Below are 19,730 nucleotides of genomic sequence, written 5' to 3'. Positions count from 1 at the left end.
ATGCACCCGTCCTCCTTCCGGCAGCAGGGGCTCTGGTTCCTGGACCAGTTGGAAGGTCCGTCCGCGACCTACAATGCGCCGAGCGCCGTACGGCTCGACGGACCGTTGGACCGGGAAGCCCTCGACCTCGCACTGAACGACCTGGTCGAACGCCACGAGGCGCTGCGCACGGTGTTCCGTGCCCAGGACGGACAGGTCTACCAGGAAGTGCTCGGCGGGGGAGCGGGCACCGTCCGCCTCGCGGTGGTGCCGACTCCCGAACCGGACGTACCCGCGGCCCTGGCCCGGCTGGCGGCCGAGCCCTTCGACCTCGCCGCCGACCTGCCGATCCGCGCCCACCTGCTCCGGATCGACGACGACCGCCACGTGCTGCTGCTGGTGATCCACCACATCGTCACCGACGGCGCCTCGGAGGTCCCGCTGCTCCAGGACCTCGCCGCGGCCTACCGGGCCCGCGCCGGCGGCCGACCGCCGGGATGGGAACCGCTGCCGCTGCAGTACGCCGACTTCGCGGTGTGGGAACGCGACCTGCTGGGCCACCCGGACGACCCCGACTCCGAGGCTCACCGTCAACTCGCATTCTGGAAGGACCAGCTGGCGGAACTTCCGGAGGAAGTCGGCCTGCCGGTCGACCGGCCGCGGCCGGAGGCCGCCTCCTACCGCGGCGCCCACACCACCGTGCACTGCCCGCCCGAACTGCACCGGGCCCTGATCGAGGCGTCCCGCGAGACCGGGACGACTCCCTTCATGGTGGTCCAGGCCGCGACAGCGGTCCTGCTCACCCGGACGGGCGCCGGCGAGGACATCCCGCTCGGCTCGACCGTGGTCGGCAGACCGGAGGAGGCCCTGGAACAGCTGGTCGGCTACTTCACCAACACCGTGGTGCTGCGCACCGACACCAGCGGCAACCCCTCCTTCCGGACCCTGCTGGGCCGGGTCCGGGAGGCCGACCTCGACGCCTGGTCGCACGAGGACCTGCCGTTCGACCGGATCGTCACCGCCCTCAACCCCACGCGGTCGGCCGGTCGGCACCCGTTGTTCCAGGTCAGCCTCGCGATGGAGGAGGGGAACCCGGTCGCACTCGACCTTCCGGGCCTGCGCGCCGAGTTCCTGCCCGTCTCCACCGGCACCGCCAAGTTCGACCTCACCTTCGTCTTCACCCGGCACCGGAACACCGACGGGAGCCCGGCCGGCCTCGACATCACCGTCGAGTACGCCGCCGACCTGTTCGAGGAGACGACCGCCGCGGCCGCGGCCGCACGCCTCGCCCGGCTGCTCGCCGCTCTGACCGCAGACCCGGACGCACGGATCCTGGACGTCGAGGCGCTCGCCCCGGACGAGCGCGAGCAGCTCCTCACCACCTGGAACGCCGTCGCCCTGGAGCCGTCCGCCGCCACCCTGGTCGACCTCTTCGAGGCGCAGGCCGCCCGGCGGGCCGGGGCGATCGCGGTGACGGCCGGAGAGGAGCGGCTCGGCTACGCCGAGCTCGACGCCCGCGCCAACCGCCTGGCCAGGCACCTCGTCGCGCACGGCGTCGGCCCGGAGCAGCTGGTCGCGGTCGTGCTGGAGCGCTCCGTCGACCTCGCCGTCGCGATCCTCGCGGTCCTCAAGGCCGGCGGCGCCTACCTGCCGATCGACCCCGACTACCCCGCCGAGCGGATCGCCCGACTGATCGAGGAGGGCCGGCCCCTCCTCGCGGTCACCAACACCGTCGCCGCCCGGCACCTGCCGGGCCCGCAGGGTCTGCGGCGCATCACCCTCGACCACCCCGAGACCCGTTCCGCGCTCGACGCCCGGGACCCCGCGCCGCTCACCGACGCCGAGCGGCGTGCCCGGCTGCGGCCCGAGCACCCGGCGTACGTCATCTACACGTCCGGTTCCACCGGCCGTCCCAAGGGCGTGGTCATCCCGCACCGCAACGTCGTCGCGCTGCTGCGGGCGACCGAGGACGCCTTCGCCTTCGACGACCGGGACGTGTGGTCGTGGTTCCACTCGTACGCGTTCGACGTGTCGGTCTTCGAGATGTGGGGCGCGCTGGCCCACGGCGGACGTCTGGTCACCGTCCCGTTCGACGTCTCGCGCTCGCCCCGGGCCTTCCTCGACCTGCTCGCGGACGAGGGCGTCACCGTGCTGAGCCAGACCCCCTCCGCGTTCTACCCGCTGATCCGGGAGGACGCGCGCCGGGGGCGCGAGCTCGCTCTGCGAACCGTGGTGCTGGCCGGCGAGGCACTGGACCTCGGTCGCCTGGGCGACTGGTACGACCGGCACCCGGACGACGCGGTGACGCTGGTCAACATGTACGGGATCACCGAGACCACGGTCCACTCCACCCGTCTGGCCCTGGACCGCGCCACGGCCGCCGCCGCGGCGGGCCGCAGCCCGGTCGGCCGCCCGCTGCCGGGCCTGCGGATGTTCGTCCTGGACGAGCGCCTGCGTCCGGCCCCGATCGGCGTGACGGGCGAGCTGTACCTGGCCGGCCCGCAGGTGGCGCGCGGCTACCTCGGCCGGCCGGGCCTCACGTCCGAGCGGTTCGTGGCCTGCCCGTTCGGACCGGACGGCGAGCGGATGTACCGCAGCGGCGACCTGGCCCGGTGGACGGCGTCCGGCCGGCTGGAGTACCTGGGCCGGGCCGACGACCAGGTGAAGATCCGCGGCTTCCGGATCGAGCCGGGAGAGATCCAGGCTGTGCTCACCGCGGACCCCGACGCCGCCCAGAGCGCCGTGGTGGTGCGCGAGGACACCCCCGGGGACCGGCGCCTGGTGGCCTACGCGGTGCCGTCCCGGCCCGACGTGACCGCGGACCGGCTCCGCGGCTCCCTCCAGGACCGGTTGCCGCAGTACATGGTCCCAGAGGTCATCCTGCTGGACGCCCTCCCGCTGACCCGCAACGGGAAGCTCGACCGGCGCGCCCTGCCCGCCCGGGCGGGGGCCGGCGACGACCCCCGGACGCCCCGGACCCGGGTCGAGGAAGAGCTGCTCCGGTACTTCGCCGAGGCCCTCGGCGTCCCCGAGGTCGGCATCGACGACAACTTCTTCAACCTCGGCGGGCACTCCCTGCTCGCCGTCCGCCTCCTGGACCGGATCAAGGGAATCGCCGGAACCGGCACCGCCACGCTGTCCATCCGCGACCTGTACCGGTGGCCGACCGTCGCCAGACTGGCCGAGCAGTTCGCCACCCGCACCCGGGGCAACCCGATGGAACCGGTGCTGACCATGCGCTCGGGCGAGGGCGCCCCGCTGTTCTGCGTGCACACGCCGTCCGGACTGAGCTGGGTCTACTCGGGGCTGCTGCGGCACATCCACGAGGACCGCCCCGTCATCGGGCTGCAGTCACCGCAGTACACCGACCCCGGACTGCGGCAGCCGACGGTGGAGGAGATCGCCGACAGCCATGTGGCGCGGATCCGCGAGGTCCAGCCGCAGGGGCCCTACCACCTGCTCGGCTGGTCCTTCGGCGGCGTCGTGGCGCATGCGATCGCGGTCCGCCTGCAGGCGCTGGGGGAGCAGGTGGGCACCCTCGCGATGATGGACTCCTTCCCCCTGCCGCGGAGCTTCCGCACCGGCGCCGTGGTGGACCGCCGGTGGGTGATGTCCGCGCTGCTGGAGGACGAGGGCCGGGAGCTGCCGGAGCCGGAGTCGGACGAGGAACTGGTCGAACTGCTGCGCCGCCAGGACACCGTGTTCGGGATGCTGGAGCACGACCAGGTCGCCACCGTGGTCCGCACGACCTTCGACAACCTGCGGGCGTTCGTGGCCTACGAGACCGCCGGGACGTTCGCCGGCGACGTCCTGTACTTCCGAGCCCTCGGGACCGAGGCGGAACTCGACCCGGCCGAGGCCTGGGCCCCCTACGTGCGGGGCGCCCTGGTGTCGCACGGCGTCGACGCCGAACACATGGGGATGAACCAGCGCGAACCGATCCGGGTGATCGGGAGCCTGCTCGACGCCCGGCTGACCCGCCCGAACACGGAGGAGTGACAGTGCAGCGGACAACCACACTCGAATGGCGGCTCACGCCCGGCGCGCCGGCCACCGCGGTGGTCGACGGGGTGGGCCCGGAGCGGGCCGCCGCATGGCTGGAGGAGCGCCGCCCGGAGATCGCCGGGGCCCTGCTGGAGCACGGCGCACTGCTGCTGCGAGGTCTGCCGGTCGACGGCGTCGAGTCCTTCGCCCGTCTGCGCGACGTCCTGATCCCCGAGCGGACCCCGTACCGGGAGAAGGCCACCCCGCGCAGCGACTTCGGCGCGGACGTCTTCTCCTCCACCGAACTGCCGCCCGCGCAGGCGATCGAGATGCACAACGAGAACAGCTACACGCTGACCTTCCCCGGCCTGCTGCTGTTCGCCTGCCTCGTCGCCCCGGACGAGGGCGGCGCTACCCCGGTGGCCGACGTCCGGCAGGTCCTCGCCGACCTCCCCGACGCCATCCGGGACCGGGTGCGCGCGGTCGGCTGGAGGCTGACCCGCAGCTACCTCGAGCACATGTCCACCGACTGGCAGACCGCATTCGCCACCGACGACCCCGCCAGGGCCGAGGCGTACTGCGCCGACAACCGGATCGGCTGGTCGTGGCGCGAGGACGGGCTGCTGCGCACCGGCCAGATCCGGCCCGGGATCATCCGTCACCCGGCGACCGGCGACGAACTCTGGTTCAACCACCTGGCGTTCTGGAACGAGTGGGCGCTGGACGAGGAACTCCGCGAGACCCTGGTCGAGGAGTTCGGACGCGACGGCCTGCCGTTCAACACCTCCTACGGCGACGGCACCGCGCTCACCCGTGAGGACCTGGAGACCATCCGCGCCGCCTACCGGCGCGCCACCGTCCGCGCCCCGTGGCAGCCGGGAGACCTGCTCCTGGTCGACAACCTCCGGTGCGCGCACGGACGGGACCCGTTCCGGGGCGATCGGCGGATCGTCGTGGCGATGGGCCGGCCGGTGGCCCTCGCCGACTGCCGTCCCACCGTCCAGCCCTCGGCCGCCGCCGTCTGAGCCCGAACCGAAGGAGGTCCCGAAGGTGCCAGCAGTACGACCGATGACCACCGCGCCCGACAGCGAACCGCGCCACCCCGACCTGGTCGACCGGTTCCGCGCCGCGGTCCGTCGACACCCCGGCCGGACCGCCGTGTGCGGCCCGGACGGAACGCTCGACTTCGCCGCACTCGACCGGGAGTCGGCTCGCCTGGCCGCCGCCCTGGCGGCCCGCGGGGTCGGACCCGGCGACCGGGTCGCGGTGAGCGTGCCCCGCGGCTGCGCGCTGGTGAGCGCCCTGCTCGGGGTGTGGCGGGCAGGCGCCGCCTACGTCCCGCTGGACGGCGGCTACCCCGCCGAGCGGCTGGAGTTCATGGCCGGGGAGGCCGGGATCACCGCGGTGATCGGCGGGCCGGCCGACGGCCGGGCGGCGCCCGGCGGGGCATGGGTCCTGGACCCCGCGGCCGACGAGGGGCCGACCGCGCCCGGCGCCGACGCCGCTCCGGGGCCGGGCGACCCGGCCTACGTGATCTTCACCTCCGGTTCCAGCGGCCGTCCCAAGGGAGTCGAGGTGACCCGCTCCGCGGTGGCCTCGCTCTACGCGGCGCTGGAGGAGGCCGAGGTCTTCGAGGGCCCACCGGCGGTGGTCGGCTGGAACGCCAGCGTGTCCTTCGACGCCTCGGTGCCGCAGTGGGCACGGGTGTGTCGCGGCGACACGGTGGTGGTCATCGGCGAGGACGACCGCAAGGACCCGGACCGGCTCGCCGCACTGCTCGACGAACACGCCGTCACCGATCTCGATCTGACGCCCTCCCACTGGGAGTTGCTGCGCGACCGGCTGCTCGGCCCCCGGCCCGACGGTCGCCGGCTGCGGCTCCTGATGGGCGGTGAGCCCGTACCGGCGCCGGTCTGGCGCGAACTGGCCGACGCCGGCGGGCAGGGCGGGCCGCAGGCGCTGAACCTGTACGGCCCGACCGAGTGCACCGTGGAGGTCGCCCGGGCCCGGTTCGCGGGCCGGGACCCCCACCTGGGCGAGGCACTGCCGGGCAGCCGGCTGCACGTCCTCGACGGAACGCTGCGGGAGACCGCCCCCGGCGAGGAGGGCGAGCTGTACGTCGGCGGCGGAAGACTCGCCGTCGGCTACGTCAACCGCCCCGGGCTGACCGCCGAGCGGTTCGTCGCCGATCCCTTCGGACCGCCCGGGGCGCGGATCTACCGCACCGGCGACCGGGTGCGGCGGACCGGGGCCGGCCTGCTGGAGTTCCTCGGCCGCGCCGACCGGCAGGTCAAGCTCCGGGGGTTCCGGGTGGAACTCGCGGAGGTGGAGGCCGCCCTGGCCGCCTGCCCGGAGGTGTCCAGCGCCGTGGTGCTGCACGACCGCGGCCCGGCGGGCGACCGGCTGATCGGCTACGTCGTCCCGGCCCGTGCGGCCGGCGACCGGCTGCGCGAGCGGCTGGCCCAGCTGCTGCCCGAGCACATGCTGCCCGCCGATGTGGTGGGCCTGGACGCGCTGCCGCTCAATCCGAACGGGAAGCTCGACCCGGGCGCCCTGCCGCGGCCGGAGCGGGTCCCGTCCGGCGGCCCCGCGGGCAGCAGGCCGCTGGGCCCGGTCGAGGAGCTGATCGCGGAGGTGTGGACCGAGGTGCTGGGCCGCGAGGGCGTCACCGCGGACAGCGACTTCTTCGCGTTGGGCGGGCACTCCCTGCTCGCCCTCCGGGTGGTCGGGCGCCTGAAGCGGGAGCGCGGCGTGCTGATCGCCACCAAGGACGTGTACCGGTACCCGCGCCTGCGGGACCTCGCCGCCCACGTGACGGGCCTGGCGAACGCCGCCCCGGGCGGCCCGACGGGGCGCGAGCCCGGAAGGTGAGGGGGCCGATGTCCTCCATCGGACAGCAGGACCCGGCGGTGGTCCGCCCCAGGATCCTGCCCGGGGCCCGACGCACTCTGGTGTGCCTGGGCTTCTGCGGCGGCGGTGCCGGCGCCTACCTCCCGTGGGCCGACACCCTGGCGCCGGACACCGAACTCGCGGTGGTGTGCTACCCGGGGCGGGAGGGGCGGTTCGCCGAGGAGTTCCTGCAGGACTGGGACGAGCTGGCCGAGGACGCCGTCCGTGCCGTCGGCTCGGTGGCCGCCGAACGCCCGTACGTCCTCTTCGGGCACAGCATGGGCGGCTGGATGGCCTTCGACGTCGCCTCCCGGATCCAGGACCGGGGCGGGCCCGCCCCGCAGGCGCTGGTGGTGTCCTCCGCGAACGCGCCCAGCCGAGGCCTCACGCCCCAGGACATGTTCCCCTCCCAACGGGACTCGGACGCCGGCCTGCTGGAGTGGATGCGGACCTTCGGGCTGATCCCCGCGCACGTACTCGGCGACCCGGACCTGCGGGCGATGGCCGTCGAGCTGATGCGGGCCGACCTGGTGGTCAGGGACACCTTCCGCCACCGCGGGGCGGCGTCCGTGGGGATGCCGCTCCAGGTGCTCAGGGGCGCGGACGACCCGGTCATCGACCCCGACACGGTGGGGCAGTGGCGGGCGCTCGCGACCGGCGACTACCGCCACGACGTGCTGCCGGGCGGGCACTTCTACACCCCCGAGGTCTGGGCCGGCCTGCCGTCCCGTATCACCGCGCTCGGCGTCGTCTGACCCGCCGCCCGGCGGCGGCATTTCGCCTGCGAGCTGCCGCCGGGACTGCCGACCGTGCCTGCGCCGCTCACCTACTGTCCGTCAGGTGACCAGTGCCAGCGGATCGTGCCAGACGATCGAACGAACCCTGCGCGAGACATGGGCCGACCTGTTCGGCGCCGAGGTCTCCCCGTACGACGACTTCTTCGAGATCGGGGGCAACTCGCTCCGGGTGGTCGACGCGGTCATCGCCGCACGGCAGCGCGGGATCGCCCTGCGCAGCTCCGCGGTGTTCCGCAACCCGACCCCCGCCCGGCTCGCCGAGAGCCTCACCCTCGGCGCCGCAGGCGAGGGCGTCCGTCCGCCCGCGGCGCTGACCGCGGACTCCCCGGCGGCGGCCGATCCGACCGAACGCCGCAGGCTGACGCGGATCACCACCGGCGAGGGCTCGCCGGTCTTCCTGGTGCACTCCGACCGGTACGCCGGCGCCGAGCGGGCGGCCGCGCTCGGCTGGTGCGGCGGACGCCCGGTCCACGGCCTGGTCCTGCCGGGCACGGACGGGACCGACCCGTGGGAGGGCAGCCTGACCGGGCTGGCCGAGGCCTACGCCGCCGAGCTCCTGGAGGCCCGGCCCGAGGGCGGGTTCGCGCTGGTCGGCGTCGCCGCCGGCGCGGTGCTCGCCTTCGAGACGGCCCGGGTGCTGCGGGCCCGCTCGGCGCAGGTGTCCGCGCTGGTGATGATCCGCCCGGACCTCCCGGGGCAGGCCGGACCGGCCCACCCGCAGGAGGCGCTGGAGGCCCAACTCGCCCGTGTGGCACGGCTGTGCGGGCTCGGTGGCGAGGAGAGCGGCGAGCAGGTGCTGGCCCGGCTGCGGGCGGAGGGCTGGTACGACGGGGAGACCCCGGCGGCGGAGCTCCCCAGGCTGCAGCGGGCGTCCGCGGCGCTCGCGGTCGCCCTGGCCGGATACCGGCCGCGGGCCTACGACGGCCCGGTGCTGATCGTCCAGGACGAACGGGACGCCGGGCCGACCGAGGAGGTCTGGGGGCCGGTGCTGGAGGACGACGCCGTCCACTGGACCGACTACGGAGTGGAGTCGCCGGGCCCGCTGCTCGCCGACCCCGAGATCGCCCGCATCACCCGCGAGGAGCTGGCCCGATGACCCACCTGCGGACCCTGCCGAACGGCATGGCGGTGCACACCCTCAACCGCAACGAGACCGACTACCTCTACAAGGAGATCTTCGAGGACGAGGGCTACCTCCCGGCGGAGGGCCTCGGCCTGCCCGACCGGCCGGTGATCGTGGACGTCGGCGCCAACATCGGGATGTTCAGCCTGTTCGCCGCGCAACGCTGGCCCGGCGCTCGGGTGTTCTCCTTCGAGCCGGTGCCCAGGACCTTCGAGGCGCTGAGCCGCAACATCGCCGCACTGCCCGGCGTCACCGCGTTCAACCTCGCCCTCGGCAGCGCCCCCGAGATCCGGCAGCTGACCCACTACCCGCAGTACACGATGATGTCCGGCTTCGACGCCGACCCCGCCGAGGACAAGGCGCTGGTCCGCTCCTACATCGAGAACGTCGCGGCAGGACTGGACGACCCACTCCGCCGGGAGGTCTTCGTCGAGGAGGCGGACGAGCTCCTGGAGGGCCGCTTCGAGGACGTCGAACTGGTGGCCTGCCAGGTCGACCGGCTCGACGCCGTGGCGGCACGGCTCGGCATCGACCGGATCGACTTCCTCAAGGTCGACGTCGAGGGATTCGAACTCGCGGTACTCCAGGGCATCGGCGACCGGTTGTGGCCCGGGATCCGCAACGCCGCCGTCGAGGTCGAGGGCGGACCCGCCGAACTCGCCCGGATCGACGAGCTGTTCACCCGCCACGGGATGCGCACCGCGGTCGACCAGCCCGCCGAGTACCGGGGCACCGAGGTCTACACCCTGTTCGCCACGCGAACGGCCTGAACCACCCAGGAGGACCGTGAACACGCCGCAGCCGAGCGCGGGCACCGCCCGTTCCGCCGGCTACCTCCGCCTGGCCGGGCGCAACCGGCTCACCGACCGGAAGTGGATCGCCCGGCCGCGCCGGGTCGCCGACCCGCGGCTGCGGGTCGTCTGCTTCCCGCACATCGGGGGCGGAGCCGCGCTCTACAACGGCTGGACCGGCCGGCTCCCCGCCGACACCGAGCTCTGCGCGGTCCGGCTGCCGGGCCGGGAGAACCGGGTCGAGGAGCCGCTCGTCGACGAACTGCCGGTCCTGCTGGACGGCATCGAGGGGGCACTGGCTCCGCTGCTGGACCGCCCCTACGTGTTGTTCGGACACTGCTCCGGCTCGATGCTGGCCTTCCAGCTCGCCCGCCGCCTGCGGGCGGCGGGCCGGCGCATGCCGTCCCTCCTGGTCGTCTCGTCCATCGAGGCACCGGCGGTCCGCGAGATCACCGACCCGATGCACGTGCTGCCCCGCGAGGAGCTGTTCCGCAGGTTCGCGGACTACGGCGGGATCGCGCCGAGCGTGCTCGCCGACCCCGACCTGATGGCGCTGTTCGAACCGGTGATCCGGGCCGACTACCGGCTGATCGAGCGGCTGGCCTACCACCCGGAGCCGCCGCTCGACGTGCCGCTCACCGTGATCGGCGGCCTGCACGACCCGGTCGTCGAGTACGGCGCGATGACGCACTGGCGCGCCGAGACCTCCCGGCCGTTCTCCCTGCGGCTCGTCGACGCCGGCCACTTCGTGGTCGACGAAGCGGCCGACCTGGTGGCCCGGATGCTTGCCGAACTCTCGACCGAGGAGAACCAGTGACCGTCCTGCTGACGTTGCCCGGCGCCTGGGAACCGGACCCGGTGCCGACCCCGGGCCGACCGACCGAGGAGAGCGTCGGATTCGCCGACCTCGCCGAGCGTCTCGGCGGGCCGGAAGCCGACCCGGTGACCGCCCTGCTCGTGGTCCACCTCAAGGTCCTCGACCTGATCTCCGAGGACGAGGGACTCCACACCGAGGTCGCGCTGCCCGGGCGTGACGGGATCCGCCGCCTCCAGGTCGGACCGCCCGGCCCGACCTGGCAGGAGTCCGTCCGCCGGCTCGCCGACCCGCTCGACGCGCCCGCCGACCCGCTCGACGCCGATCCGCCGGCCCGGCACCGGCAGGTGCTGTTCACCGCCGTGGACGCCCCCGGGACGGGCGGGTACGGGCTGGAGGTCTTCGTACAGGGGTCGACCCTGCGACTGCGCGCCCGGGCCGACGCGCTCACCCCCGACCGCCTGACCGCCCTCGGCCGGATCTACCGGTTGGTCCTGGAGGCCTTCGCCGCCGACCCCGGGGGCCCGGTGTCCGGGGCGTACCTCCCCGCGCACGACCGGCACGCCGAGCTGGAGACCTGGGGATCCGGCGGCACCGCGCACCGCGAACCGGTCGGTGTCGACGAACTGATCACGGCACAGGCCGCCCGCACCCCGGACGCGACGGCCGTCCGGACCGCCGCGGGCACGCTCAGCTACCGCGACCTGGAGGAACGCTCGAACCGGATCGCGCGGCACCTGCGCTCCCTCGGCTCCCGTCCGGACACGCTGATCGGTGTCTGCCTGGGACGCACCCTCGACCTCCTGCCGGTCCTGATCGGCGTGTGGAAGTCCGGAGCCGGCTACCTCCCGCTCGACCCCGAACTGCCGGCCGAGCGGCTGCGGCTGATGGCCGCCGCGGCGGGCTGCGAGATCGTCGTCACCGAGCGCCGGCACCTCGAAGCCCTCGGCCCGGCCGGCCCCGGGCACCACCGGGTGCTGATGGACGAACACCGGGCCGCCGTCGACGCCCACCCGCCGACCGCGCCCGAGGCACCCGTCCGGGACCACCGGCGGCTCGCCTACGTCATCTACACCTCCGGCTCCACCGGCGCCCCCAAGGGCGTGATGATCGAGCACCGCGGCCTGGCGAACTACCTGCTCTGGACGGTCGACGCCTACGCCGCCCGGGGCACGGGAGGATCGGCGGTCTTCTCCTCGATCTCCTTCGACCTCGGGATCCCCAACCTCTTCACCCCGCTGCTGACCGGGCAGCCGGTCCATCTCCTGCCCGAGCCGCTGGACCTCGCCGACCTGGGCGACCGGCTCGCCGAAGGCGCACCGTACAGCTTCCTCAAGATGACGCCGGGCCACCTGGACCTCCTCAGCCTCGACCTCACCCCCGCGCAGACCCACCGCCTGGCCGGGATCGTGGTCGCCGCCGGCGACGCGTTCACCAGCGAGCTCGCCGCCCGCTGGATCGACTCCGCGGGCACCGGCGGCACGGTCGTCGGCACCGAGTACGGCCCCACCGAGATCACCGTGGGCAACTCCGGCGAACCCGTCCTCGAACCGCCCTCCGGTGAACTCATCGCCCTCGGCGCGCCGATCCCCAACACCACCATGTACGTGCTGACCGAGAGGCTGGAGCCGCTGCCGCTCGGCGTCCCGGGCGAGGTGTACATCGGCGGCGCCGGCGTCGCCCGCGGCTACCTCGGCCGCCCCGGGCCGACCGCGGACCGCTTCCTCCCGGACCCGTACGGCGCACCGGGCAGCCGGCTCTACCGCACCGGCGACCGGGGCCGGCGGCGCCCCGACGGCTCCCTGGAGTTCCTCGGCCGGCTGGACCACCAGGTGAAGATCCGCGGCTACCGGGTCGAACCGGGCGAGATCCAGGCGGTCCTGCGCCGCCACCCCGACGTGGCCGAGGTCGTCGTCCTCGCCTGCGGGCCCCACGGGCGGGGCCGGCGTCTGGCGGCGTTCGTGGTCCCGGCCCCCGGCACCACGGCCGACGCCGACCGGCTGCGCGCCCACGTCGCGGCAGACCTGCCCGACCACATGGTCCCCACCCACGTCCTGGCCGTCGACCGAATCCCCTTGACCGCCAACGGCAAGGTCGACAACCGGACGCTGCAGGGCCTGCTCCCGCTCTGACGCAACCACCAGCTCCGAGAGGTATCAGCGTGTCCGTACTCGCCGCACCCGACGCCGCACCCGACGCCGTGCCCGCCCGCACGCTCCGACTGGAGCTCACCGGGCCCGAGCGCGCGGCGATCCGGCAACTCGCCGGGGAACTCGCCGGGACCGCGCCGGCCCTGCTCGACGACCACGACTGGCTGGCCGAGGCCCGGCGGCTGAGCTGCCGGCTGCCGCTGCGGCTCCTGGAGGGCCTCCGCGAGCTGCGCCAGGACTCCGGCCGCGGCCTGTTCGTCCTGGCCGGCCTCCCCATCGACGTCGGGACACTGCCGAACACCCCGACGGTGGCCGGCTCGGTGGAGCGGCTGCCGCGGCTGCCCGCCGCGGTCGCGATGCTGCTCGGCCAGCAGCTCGGCGAGGTCGTCGCCTACCGGGACGAGAAGCAGGGCGCCCTGGTCCAGAACGTGGTGCCGGTCAGCTCCCTCGCCCACACCCAGAGCAACGCCGGGTCGGTCCAGCTCGAACTCCACAACGAGAACGCCTTCCACCCCCACCGCCCGGATCTCATCGGCCTGTTGTGCCTGCGCACCGACCACGAGGGCCGGGCCGGAACGCTGGTCGCCTCGATCCGCGACGCACTGGCGCTGCTCACCGAGGACGAGCTCGCCCTGCTGCGCGCGCCGCGGTTCGTGACCGAGGCTCCGCCCTCCTTCGGCGCCGGCGGCGCCACCGAGCCGCACCCGCTCCTCGGCGGGAGCCCGACGGACCCGGACATCCGGGTGGACTTCAACGCGACCGCCGGCCTGGACGACGAGGCCGGCGGCGCGATGGCCGGGCTGGGCGCGGCGCTGCTCGCGTCGGCGTCCTCGCTGGTCCTGCGCCCCGGCGAGATGGTCTTCATCGACAACCGCCTGGTCGTCCACGGGCGGACCGACTTCACCCCGCGCTACGACGGCCGCGACCGCTGGCTGCACCGCATCTACGTGCACCTGGACAGCCGGCGGAGCGCCGGTTCCCGCACCGGCCGCGGCCCCGTACTGATCTAAGGCGTGTCTGACAAATGATCATCTGGCTGGTTCGCGGAGCCAGAGGATCAGGGAGGCCAGGACGACTCCGGCTCGGTAGCGGTCGGCGAGTTTGTCGTACCTGGTCGCGATCGCGCGGAACTGCTTGAGGCGGGCGAAGCATCGTTCGACCACGTTGCGGTCGCGGTAGATCTCCTTGTCGAAGGCGGGTGGTCGGCCGCCGAGGCGCCCTCGGCGTCGGCGGTTGGCCGCCTGGTCGCGGCGCTCGGGGATCGTGGCGGCGATGCCCCGGCGTCGCAGCAGGTGGCGAATGGCCCTGCTGGAGTAGGCCTTGTCTCCCAGCACGCGCTGCGGTGTCGTGCGCGGACGGCCCGTGGCTGCCCGCGGGATGCGGATCCCGTCGAGGACGTCGGCGAACGCGGTGGCGTCGTTGACGTTGCCCGGGGTGAGCACGATCGACAGCGGCAGGCCCCGGCCGTCGACGGCGAGGTGGACCTTGGTGGTCAGCCCGCCTCGGGACCGGCCGAGGGCCTGGCGCGTCTGCGAGCGGCCCGGATCTTCCAGTTCGTCCCCGTCTGCATCCCCTTTTTGCGGGCGCCGGCGGCGTGCTGGTGGGCGCGGTTGACCGTGGAGTCGACGGCGACGGTCCATTCGACCCGGCCCACCGCGTCGTCGTGGACCTGGACGTGTTCCAGGAGTTTCGCCCAGGTGCCGTCCGCCTCCCAGCGGGCGAACCTCTCGTAGACGGTTTGCCATGGGCCGTACCGATCCGGGAGGTCGCGCCAGGGTGCTCCGGTCCGGAGCCGCCACAGCACGCCGTTGACCACCTGCCGGTGATCGCGCCATGGACGGCCACGCCCGTCCACCTGCGGCAACAAGGGCTCTATTCGCTCCCATGCCGCGTCCGTCAGCTCGCCTCGACCTGCCACAAGATCAATTATCAGACACGCCTTAGGAGGAACCGTGCGCGATCCTGATGCGCCGCCGGCCGGGGCCGGCGGCTGGTACGTCGTCGTCAACGACGAGCAGCAGTACTCGGTCTGGTGGGACGACCGGCCGCTCCCCGCCGGCTGGAGGTCGGTCGGTCCGCCGGCCGGCCGCGAGCAGTGCCTGGAGCGGATCGAGGAGCTTTGGGTCGACATGCGTCCGGCGGCCCGCCGGCCGGACACCCCGGTCGCGGCTGCGGGCCGAGGACAGGAGCAGGGATGAACGGCACCTCCCCCGGACCCGTCGTGCTGGGGATCTCGGCGCACTTCCACGACGCCGCCTGCGCGGTGCTGGTCGGCGGTGAACTCGTCGCCGCAGCCCACGAGGAACGGTTCACCCGGATCAAGCAGGACCCGGCCCTCCCTCGCCGGGCGGTCCTGGAATGCCTGCGCCAGGCCGGGCTGACGCTGGCCGACGTCGACTGCGTGGCGTACTACGAGGACCCGGTGAAGAAGCTCGACCGCCAGCTGTGGACGGCGCTCCCCGCTCTTCCCGACGCGCGCCCGGAGGCCCTGGACCGGCTGGACGCGGACCGGCCCCGCCGGGAGATCCGCGACCTCCTGGGTTACGACGGCCCCCTGGAGATCGTCGACCACCACCTGTCCCACGCCGCCAGCGCCTACTACTACTCGGGCTTCGAGGAGTCGGCAGTACTGACCGTCGACGCGGTGGGGGAGTGGGCCACCACGACCTGGGGCCGGGGCGCGGGCGACGACCTGGACCTGCTCGCCGAGGTGGAGTTCCCGCACTCCCTCGGCCTGCTGTACAGCACGATCACCGGCCACCTCGGCTTCGAGGTGAACGAGGGCGAGTACAAGGTGATGGGTCTGGCACCGTACGGGCAACCGCGTTACGCGGACCGCGTGCGCCGGCTGGTCGAGGTGGCCGACGACGGCTCGTTCCGCCTCGACCTCGACTTCTTCGACTTCACCAACTCCCGCACGATGGCCGCAGGCAAGCTCGCCGACCTGCTCGGCCTCGAGGCCCGGGAACCGGAGTCCGAGATCGGCCAGGACCACTGCGACCTCGCCCGTAGCATCCAGCTGGTCACCGAGGAGACCCTGCTGACGCTCGCCTCGCGGGCCCGCCGGCTGACCTCCAGCGACCGGCTGTGCATGGCCGGCGGGGTCGCCCTGAACGTCGTGGCGGTGCGCCGGATCGTCGAGGAGGGTCCGTTCCGCGAGGTCTTCGTCCAACCCGCCGCGGGTGACGCCGGCGGCAGCCTCGGCGCCGCGGCCGTCGCCCACCGGCGCCTGACCGGCCGGCGTCCGGCCCGCGGGCGGATGCGCACCGCGCTGATCGGTCCGGGCCACTCCGTGCAGGAGGTCGCCCAGACCCTGGCCGCGGCCGGCGACCGGGGCTTCCACGACTTCCGCGGCCGTGAGGACCGGCTGTTGGAGGCGGTCGTGGACCGACTGGCCGCCGGCAAGGCGATCGGCTGGTACCACGGCCGTTCGGAGTTCGGGCCGCGGGCGCTCGGCGGCCGGTCCATCCTCGCCGATCCCCGCCGCCCGGAGATGCGCGACCGGATCAACGCCCTGGTGAAGATGCGCGAGGGTTTCCGCCCGTTCGCTCCGGCCGTGCTCGCCGAGAAGGCCGCCGACCACTTCCGGCTCGACCACGAGTCGCCCTTCATGCTCGAAACCTGCGAGGTGACCTCGCCGCTCGACCTGCCGGCCGTTACCCACGTCGACCGCTCGGCCCGGGTACAGACCTTGACCGAGCAGGTGAACGGCCGGTTCTACCGGCTGGTGCGCGCCTTCGACGAGCGCACCGGCTGCCCGATCCTCCTGAACACCTCGTTCAACCTGCGCGGCGAGCCGATCGTGCAGACCCCGGAGGACGCTCTCCTGTGCTTCGTCCGGTCCGCCATCGACTGCCTGGTGCTCGAGGACTTCGTCATCGACCGCGAGGACATTCCCCCGGCCTGGCTCACCTGGTTCTCGGGGACCCGTCCCGCAGGCGGTCCGGTGGTCAGCGACTCCGTCTACTCACTCCTTTAGGCGCGCCCATGCCCAGCGACACCGACCCGATCCGCTCCTACACCCGCCGCCTCGCCCGGACGCTCGCCGCGGAGGACGGCGCGCTGGCCCTTGGGCTCCTCCAACGGCTGTCGGCAGCGGGGGCCGCACCCGCGGCGCCCCGATCCGCCCCGGTGGACCCCCGCGACCTCGGCATCTGGCGGCTCGACGACGACGGGACCCACCTGCGCCGCCCCGACCTCAAGGCAGACTGGCAGTTCTGGGCGGACCTGGAACGCCTGCCGCCGGCCACCGGCCACCGCCGGGTGGCCGTGCTCGGCGAGTCGGTGGCCCGCGGGTACTTCTTCGACCCCGCCACCACCTACGCCGGTCTGGTCGGTGACTGCCTGCGCAGCCTGCCCGGCCTGACCGACGTCGACGTCCTCGACCTGGCGCGGACCAACGCGAACGCCGAGGACATCCGCCGGATCCTGGCCGAGCTGGCTTCCGTCGCTCCCGATGCGATCGTGGTGTTCGCGGGCAACAACTGGTACCAGCCCACCCTGACCGACGCCGAACGCCGGCTGATGGCCGACGCGCTGCGGGCCGGGGGCTACCCCGCCGCACAGCGGCTCTTCCACGCCGCCATGGTCGCCCGGGCCCGCGAGTTCCTGGACGGCCTGGCCGCCACCGCGGCCGACTACGGCGCCGAAGTCGTCCTCGTGGTGCCCGAGTTCAACCTGGCGGACTGGCACGAGGAACCCTTCCTGGCCTGCCCGGTGCTGCCGGGTGCCGGCAACCTCGCCTGGCAGCGGCTGCGAGAGCGCGCCGAGCGGCAGCTCGCGGCCGGTGAGACCGCCGAGGCGGCCGGGACCGCGGTCGAGATGATCGCCCTCGACGGTGGCGGCAGCGTCGCCGCCCATCGGCTCCTGGCGAGCGCACTGGCGGGCGACGACCCGGCCGGTGCCGAGCGGGCCCTGCGCAACGCCAAGGACGCCGCCGTCGGACGGTTCGCGCCGCACGCGCCCCGGATGCTTACTGCCGTCCAGGAGACCATGCGGGCCAAGGCCGCAGAACACGGCTTCGCCCTGGTCGACCTGCCCGAGATCCTGCGCCGGGCGGCCGACGGCCGCACTCCGGGCCGGGAGCACTTCCTCGACTACTGCCACCTGAACCACGAGGGACTCGCCCTGGCCGCCGCGTGGACCGCGGCTGCCCTCGGCACCCGGCTGGGCGGCCGCGACGACCGGACGGATCCCGCCGCGATCGCGGCCGCGCTGACCCCGCCCGCCGCGGCCGGCCAGGCCGCCGCGCACTTCCTGGCGGCGATCCACAACGCGCACATCGGACAGCCCGCGGAGATCGTCCGGTACCTGCTGGAGCGGGCCCTGACGCTCGACGAAGGCGTCGCGGCACACCTGGCCGAATATCTCGACTACCAGTCCAGGCTGGCCCCGAACTGGATCTGCGCCAGTTTCGAACGCTCGGCCCGCGTGCCGGAGCTGGCCCGCTACCTGGAGGTCGGCGATCCGCAGTCGGCCGCCAAGCTCGCCGACCACGACCTGCGGCAGACCATGCTCGACCTGCTGGCCGAGCGCGGTGCGGCCGACCCCGACGCGTACCGGCGGCTGCTGATCGCCGAGCACGCCCGGCCGGAGGTCGACCTGCTCACGGACATCAGCCGGGCACCCACTTGGCGCGAGCAGTTCGGCAGCACCGGGCAGCCGCACCCCTTCGTGGTCGCGCCGGGCCCGCACACCTACACCTGGCTGGTCCTGGCAGGGCCCGCGGAGGTCGAGCTCGGGCTGACCGCCCGGCTGCCGGCCGGCGACCCCGGCGAAGCCCTCGTCGGCGTGCTGGTCAACGGCGTGGAGGTGGCGAGTGTCGGCCTCGGCCCGGAGTGGCGCAGCACGCGGACGACCGTTCCCGCGCAGCACTGGCGGCCGGGCCTGAACCGGGTGACGCTCAGCTGGCCGCTTCGGGAGATCCCCGGCGACCGGCTGCTGGAGGAGGCCGCCCGGACCCTGGAGCGCGGCGGGACGCCGCGTAGCAATCCGGCCCGCGGCCACCTGCACGTCCTGACCGCGTCCGTCCGGTCGCCCACGGCCTGACGAACGGAACGAGCGAATCCCGGGCTTCCCGGCGCCGATGCGCCGGGAAGCCCGGGATTCGCGTGCGCGGCCCCGCCGTCAGGCGTCGAGCGGGGCCAGGAACCGGCGCTCGTACCGCTTGATGCACTTGGTGGTGCGAGCCAGCTCGAAGGCCGCCAGGCATTCCTCGTCGGCGAAGCTGGCGGTGCGGTACCGCTCGTACGCGGCCAGGCTCTCGAAGGAGAACAGCGCGTACGCGACATCGCTGTCGCCCTCGCTCGGCAGGAAGTAGCCGTGGTGGGTGCCGCCGAGGCGGTTGACCAGCGTGATCCAGCGCCGGCCGTACTCGGCGAAGTCGTCGAGCCGGTCCGGGTCGATCTCGTAGGTCAGGTGAACGGTGATCATGCCTGGACCGCCAATCGTCGGGCCTCGATGTCCTCGGCCAGGTGCCGGGCCAACAGCTCCGGCTCCTCGAACAGGTAGAAGTGACCGCCCGGAAGCGCGTGGAACGCCACCGGCAGGGTGCTGCGGGACCGCCATCCGTCGATCATCGGTGTCGTGGTCAACGGATCGCCGGTACCGGTGAAGACGCTGATCGGGACGTCGAGCGGCGGGCCGTCGGCATGGGTGTAGGTGTCGACGATCCGCAGGTCGGCCCGGAGCAGGTCCACCATGTAGTCGACCATGTCGGGGTCGGCCAGCATCTCCTCCGGGGTCCCGCCGAGTTCGCGCAGGAAGGCGACCAGGCGCTCCTTGGGCCACAGGTCCCGGCGGTCGGGGAAACGCGTGCTCACCAGGTCCGGGGCCGGCATGGCCGACACCCCGAGCCAGACCGGCGGCCTCCCGCCCCGGACCAGCTCCCGCACCAGCTCGTAGCCGATCAGCGCACCCATGCTGTGCCCGAAGACCGCGAAGGGCCCGGTGACCTCCCGCAGCAGCTCCGGGGCCAGCGCCCGCACCGCGTCGGCCGTGCCGCGCCACGGTGGATCGTCGGAGGCCAGGCCCCGGCCCGGAAGCTCCACGGCACGCAGCCGCCAGTCGGACGGAAGGTGGCGCTGCATCAGGAGGAAGCTGGCCGACGAGCCGCCCGCATGGTGCAGGAAGAAGCAGGTGAACTCCTCCGGCCCGGGCGCGCCCGGCGGCGGGGCCGGGCGCTTGCGCAGTTCCCTGAACACG

General features: G+C 73.9%; 15 protein-coding genes. 12 read left to right on the top strand and 3 right to left on the bottom strand.

Going from position 1 to position 19,730, the window contains the following annotated elements; all coding sequences use genetic code 11:
* From ABEB06_RS03165 to ABEB06_RS03125, 9 genes are all read left to right on the top strand, one after another.
* Positions 1-3,978 (top strand): non-ribosomal peptide synthetase, encoded by a 3,978-nt coding sequence (locus ABEB06_RS03165; protein WP_345695218.1) that lies wholly within the window; start codon positions 1-3, stop codon positions 3,976-3,978.
* Positions 3,979-3,980: 2 nt separating this feature from the next.
* Positions 3,981-4,988, top strand: coding sequence for a TauD/TfdA family dioxygenase (locus ABEB06_RS03160; RefSeq protein ID WP_345695217.1), 1,008 nt, complete (start codon positions 3,981-3,983; stop codon positions 4,986-4,988).
* Positions 4,989-5,013: 25 nt separating this feature from the next.
* Entirely contained in the window at positions 5,014-6,834 is a 1,821-nt protein-coding gene (locus tag ABEB06_RS03155; protein WP_345695216.1) for a non-ribosomal peptide synthetase, read from the top strand.
* Positions 6,835-6,842: 8 nt separating this feature from the next.
* Entirely contained in the window at positions 6,843-7,607 is a 765-nt protein-coding gene (locus ABEB06_RS03150; protein WP_345695215.1) for a thioesterase II family protein, read from the top strand.
* Between the two features lie 85 nt (positions 7,608-7,692).
* The gene (locus tag ABEB06_RS03145) at positions 7,693-8,745 is read left to right on the top strand and encodes a thioesterase domain-containing protein (RefSeq protein ID WP_345695214.1); all 1,053 of its coding nucleotides are present in this window, start codon (positions 7,693-7,695) and stop codon (positions 8,743-8,745) included.
* Positions 8,742-9,542, top strand: a complete 801-nt coding sequence (locus ABEB06_RS03140; protein ID WP_345695213.1) for an FkbM family methyltransferase — start codon at positions 8,742-8,744, stop codon at positions 9,540-9,542. The genes ABEB06_RS03145 and ABEB06_RS03140 overlap by 4 nt, the downstream gene beginning before the upstream one ends.
* Positions 9,543-9,558: 16 nt before the next feature.
* Positions 9,559-10,380: a thioesterase II family protein gene (locus ABEB06_RS03135; RefSeq protein WP_345695212.1), complete on the top strand. Its 822-nt coding sequence runs from the start codon at positions 9,559-9,561 to the stop codon at positions 10,378-10,380.
* The gene (locus tag ABEB06_RS03130; RefSeq protein ID WP_345695211.1) at positions 10,377-12,509 is read left to right on the top strand and encodes an amino acid adenylation domain-containing protein; all 2,133 of its coding nucleotides are present in this window, start codon (positions 10,377-10,379) and stop codon (positions 12,507-12,509) included. Before ABEB06_RS03135 ends, ABEB06_RS03130 begins: the two co-directional genes overlap by 4 nt.
* 29 nt (positions 12,510-12,538) lie before the next feature.
* Positions 12,539-13,537 (top strand): TauD/TfdA family dioxygenase, encoded by a 999-nt coding sequence (locus tag ABEB06_RS03125; protein WP_345695210.1) that lies wholly within the window; start codon positions 12,539-12,541, stop codon positions 13,535-13,537.
* An 18-nt stretch (positions 13,538-13,555) separates the two neighbouring features.
* Here ABEB06_RS03125 and ABEB06_RS03120 read toward each other — a convergent pair.
* Positions 13,556-14,445 (bottom strand): IS5 family transposase gene (locus tag ABEB06_RS03120; RefSeq protein WP_345695209.1). Its coding sequence is split into 2 segments (ribosomal slippage): positions 13,556-14,097 and positions 14,097-14,445, totalling 891 coding nucleotides; the frame shifts between segments, so codons are not numbered across the junction.
* A gap of 34 nt (positions 14,446-14,479) precedes the next feature.
* Between ABEB06_RS03120 and ABEB06_RS03115 the strand changes: the two genes are divergently transcribed.
* The 3 genes from ABEB06_RS03115 to ABEB06_RS03105 are packed head-to-tail and all read left to right on the top strand — an operon-like array spanning position 14,480 to position 18,575.
* Complete coding sequence (locus ABEB06_RS03115; protein ID WP_345695208.1) at positions 14,480-14,725, top strand: MbtH family protein; 246 nt, start codon at positions 14,480-14,482, stop codon at positions 14,723-14,725.
* On the top strand, positions 14,722-16,506 hold the full coding sequence (locus ABEB06_RS03110; protein ID WP_345695207.1) for a carbamoyltransferase family protein: 1,785 nt from the start codon (positions 14,722-14,724) through the stop codon (positions 16,504-16,506). The genes ABEB06_RS03115 and ABEB06_RS03110 overlap by 4 nt, the downstream gene beginning before the upstream one ends.
* An 8-nt stretch (positions 16,507-16,514) precedes the next feature.
* Positions 16,515-18,575, top strand: coding sequence for an SGNH/GDSL hydrolase family protein (locus ABEB06_RS03105; RefSeq protein WP_345695206.1), 2,061 nt, complete (start codon positions 16,515-16,517; stop codon positions 18,573-18,575).
* Positions 18,576-18,653: 78 nt separating this feature from the next.
* On the opposite strand, the gene ABEB06_RS03100 is transcribed toward ABEB06_RS03105, so the two are convergent.
* Both ABEB06_RS03100 and ABEB06_RS03095 read right to left on the bottom strand, forming a co-directional pair.
* Positions 18,654-18,959 (bottom strand): NIPSNAP family protein, encoded by a 306-nt coding sequence (locus ABEB06_RS03100; RefSeq protein ID WP_345695205.1) that lies wholly within the window; start codon positions 18,957-18,959, stop codon positions 18,654-18,656.
* Complete coding sequence (locus ABEB06_RS03095; RefSeq protein ID WP_345695204.1) at positions 18,956-19,729, bottom strand: thioesterase II family protein; 774 nt, start codon at positions 19,727-19,729, stop codon at positions 18,956-18,958. The genes ABEB06_RS03100 and ABEB06_RS03095 overlap by 4 nt, the downstream gene beginning before the upstream one ends.
* Between the last annotated feature and the right edge of the window lies 1 nt (position 19,730).

This window comes from Kitasatospora terrestris, assembly GCF_039542905.1.
Taxonomy (GTDB): Bacteria; Actinomycetota; Actinomycetes; order Streptomycetales; family Streptomycetaceae; genus Kitasatospora; species Kitasatospora terrestris.
This window is presented reverse-complemented; position numbering and strand designations above follow the sequence as displayed.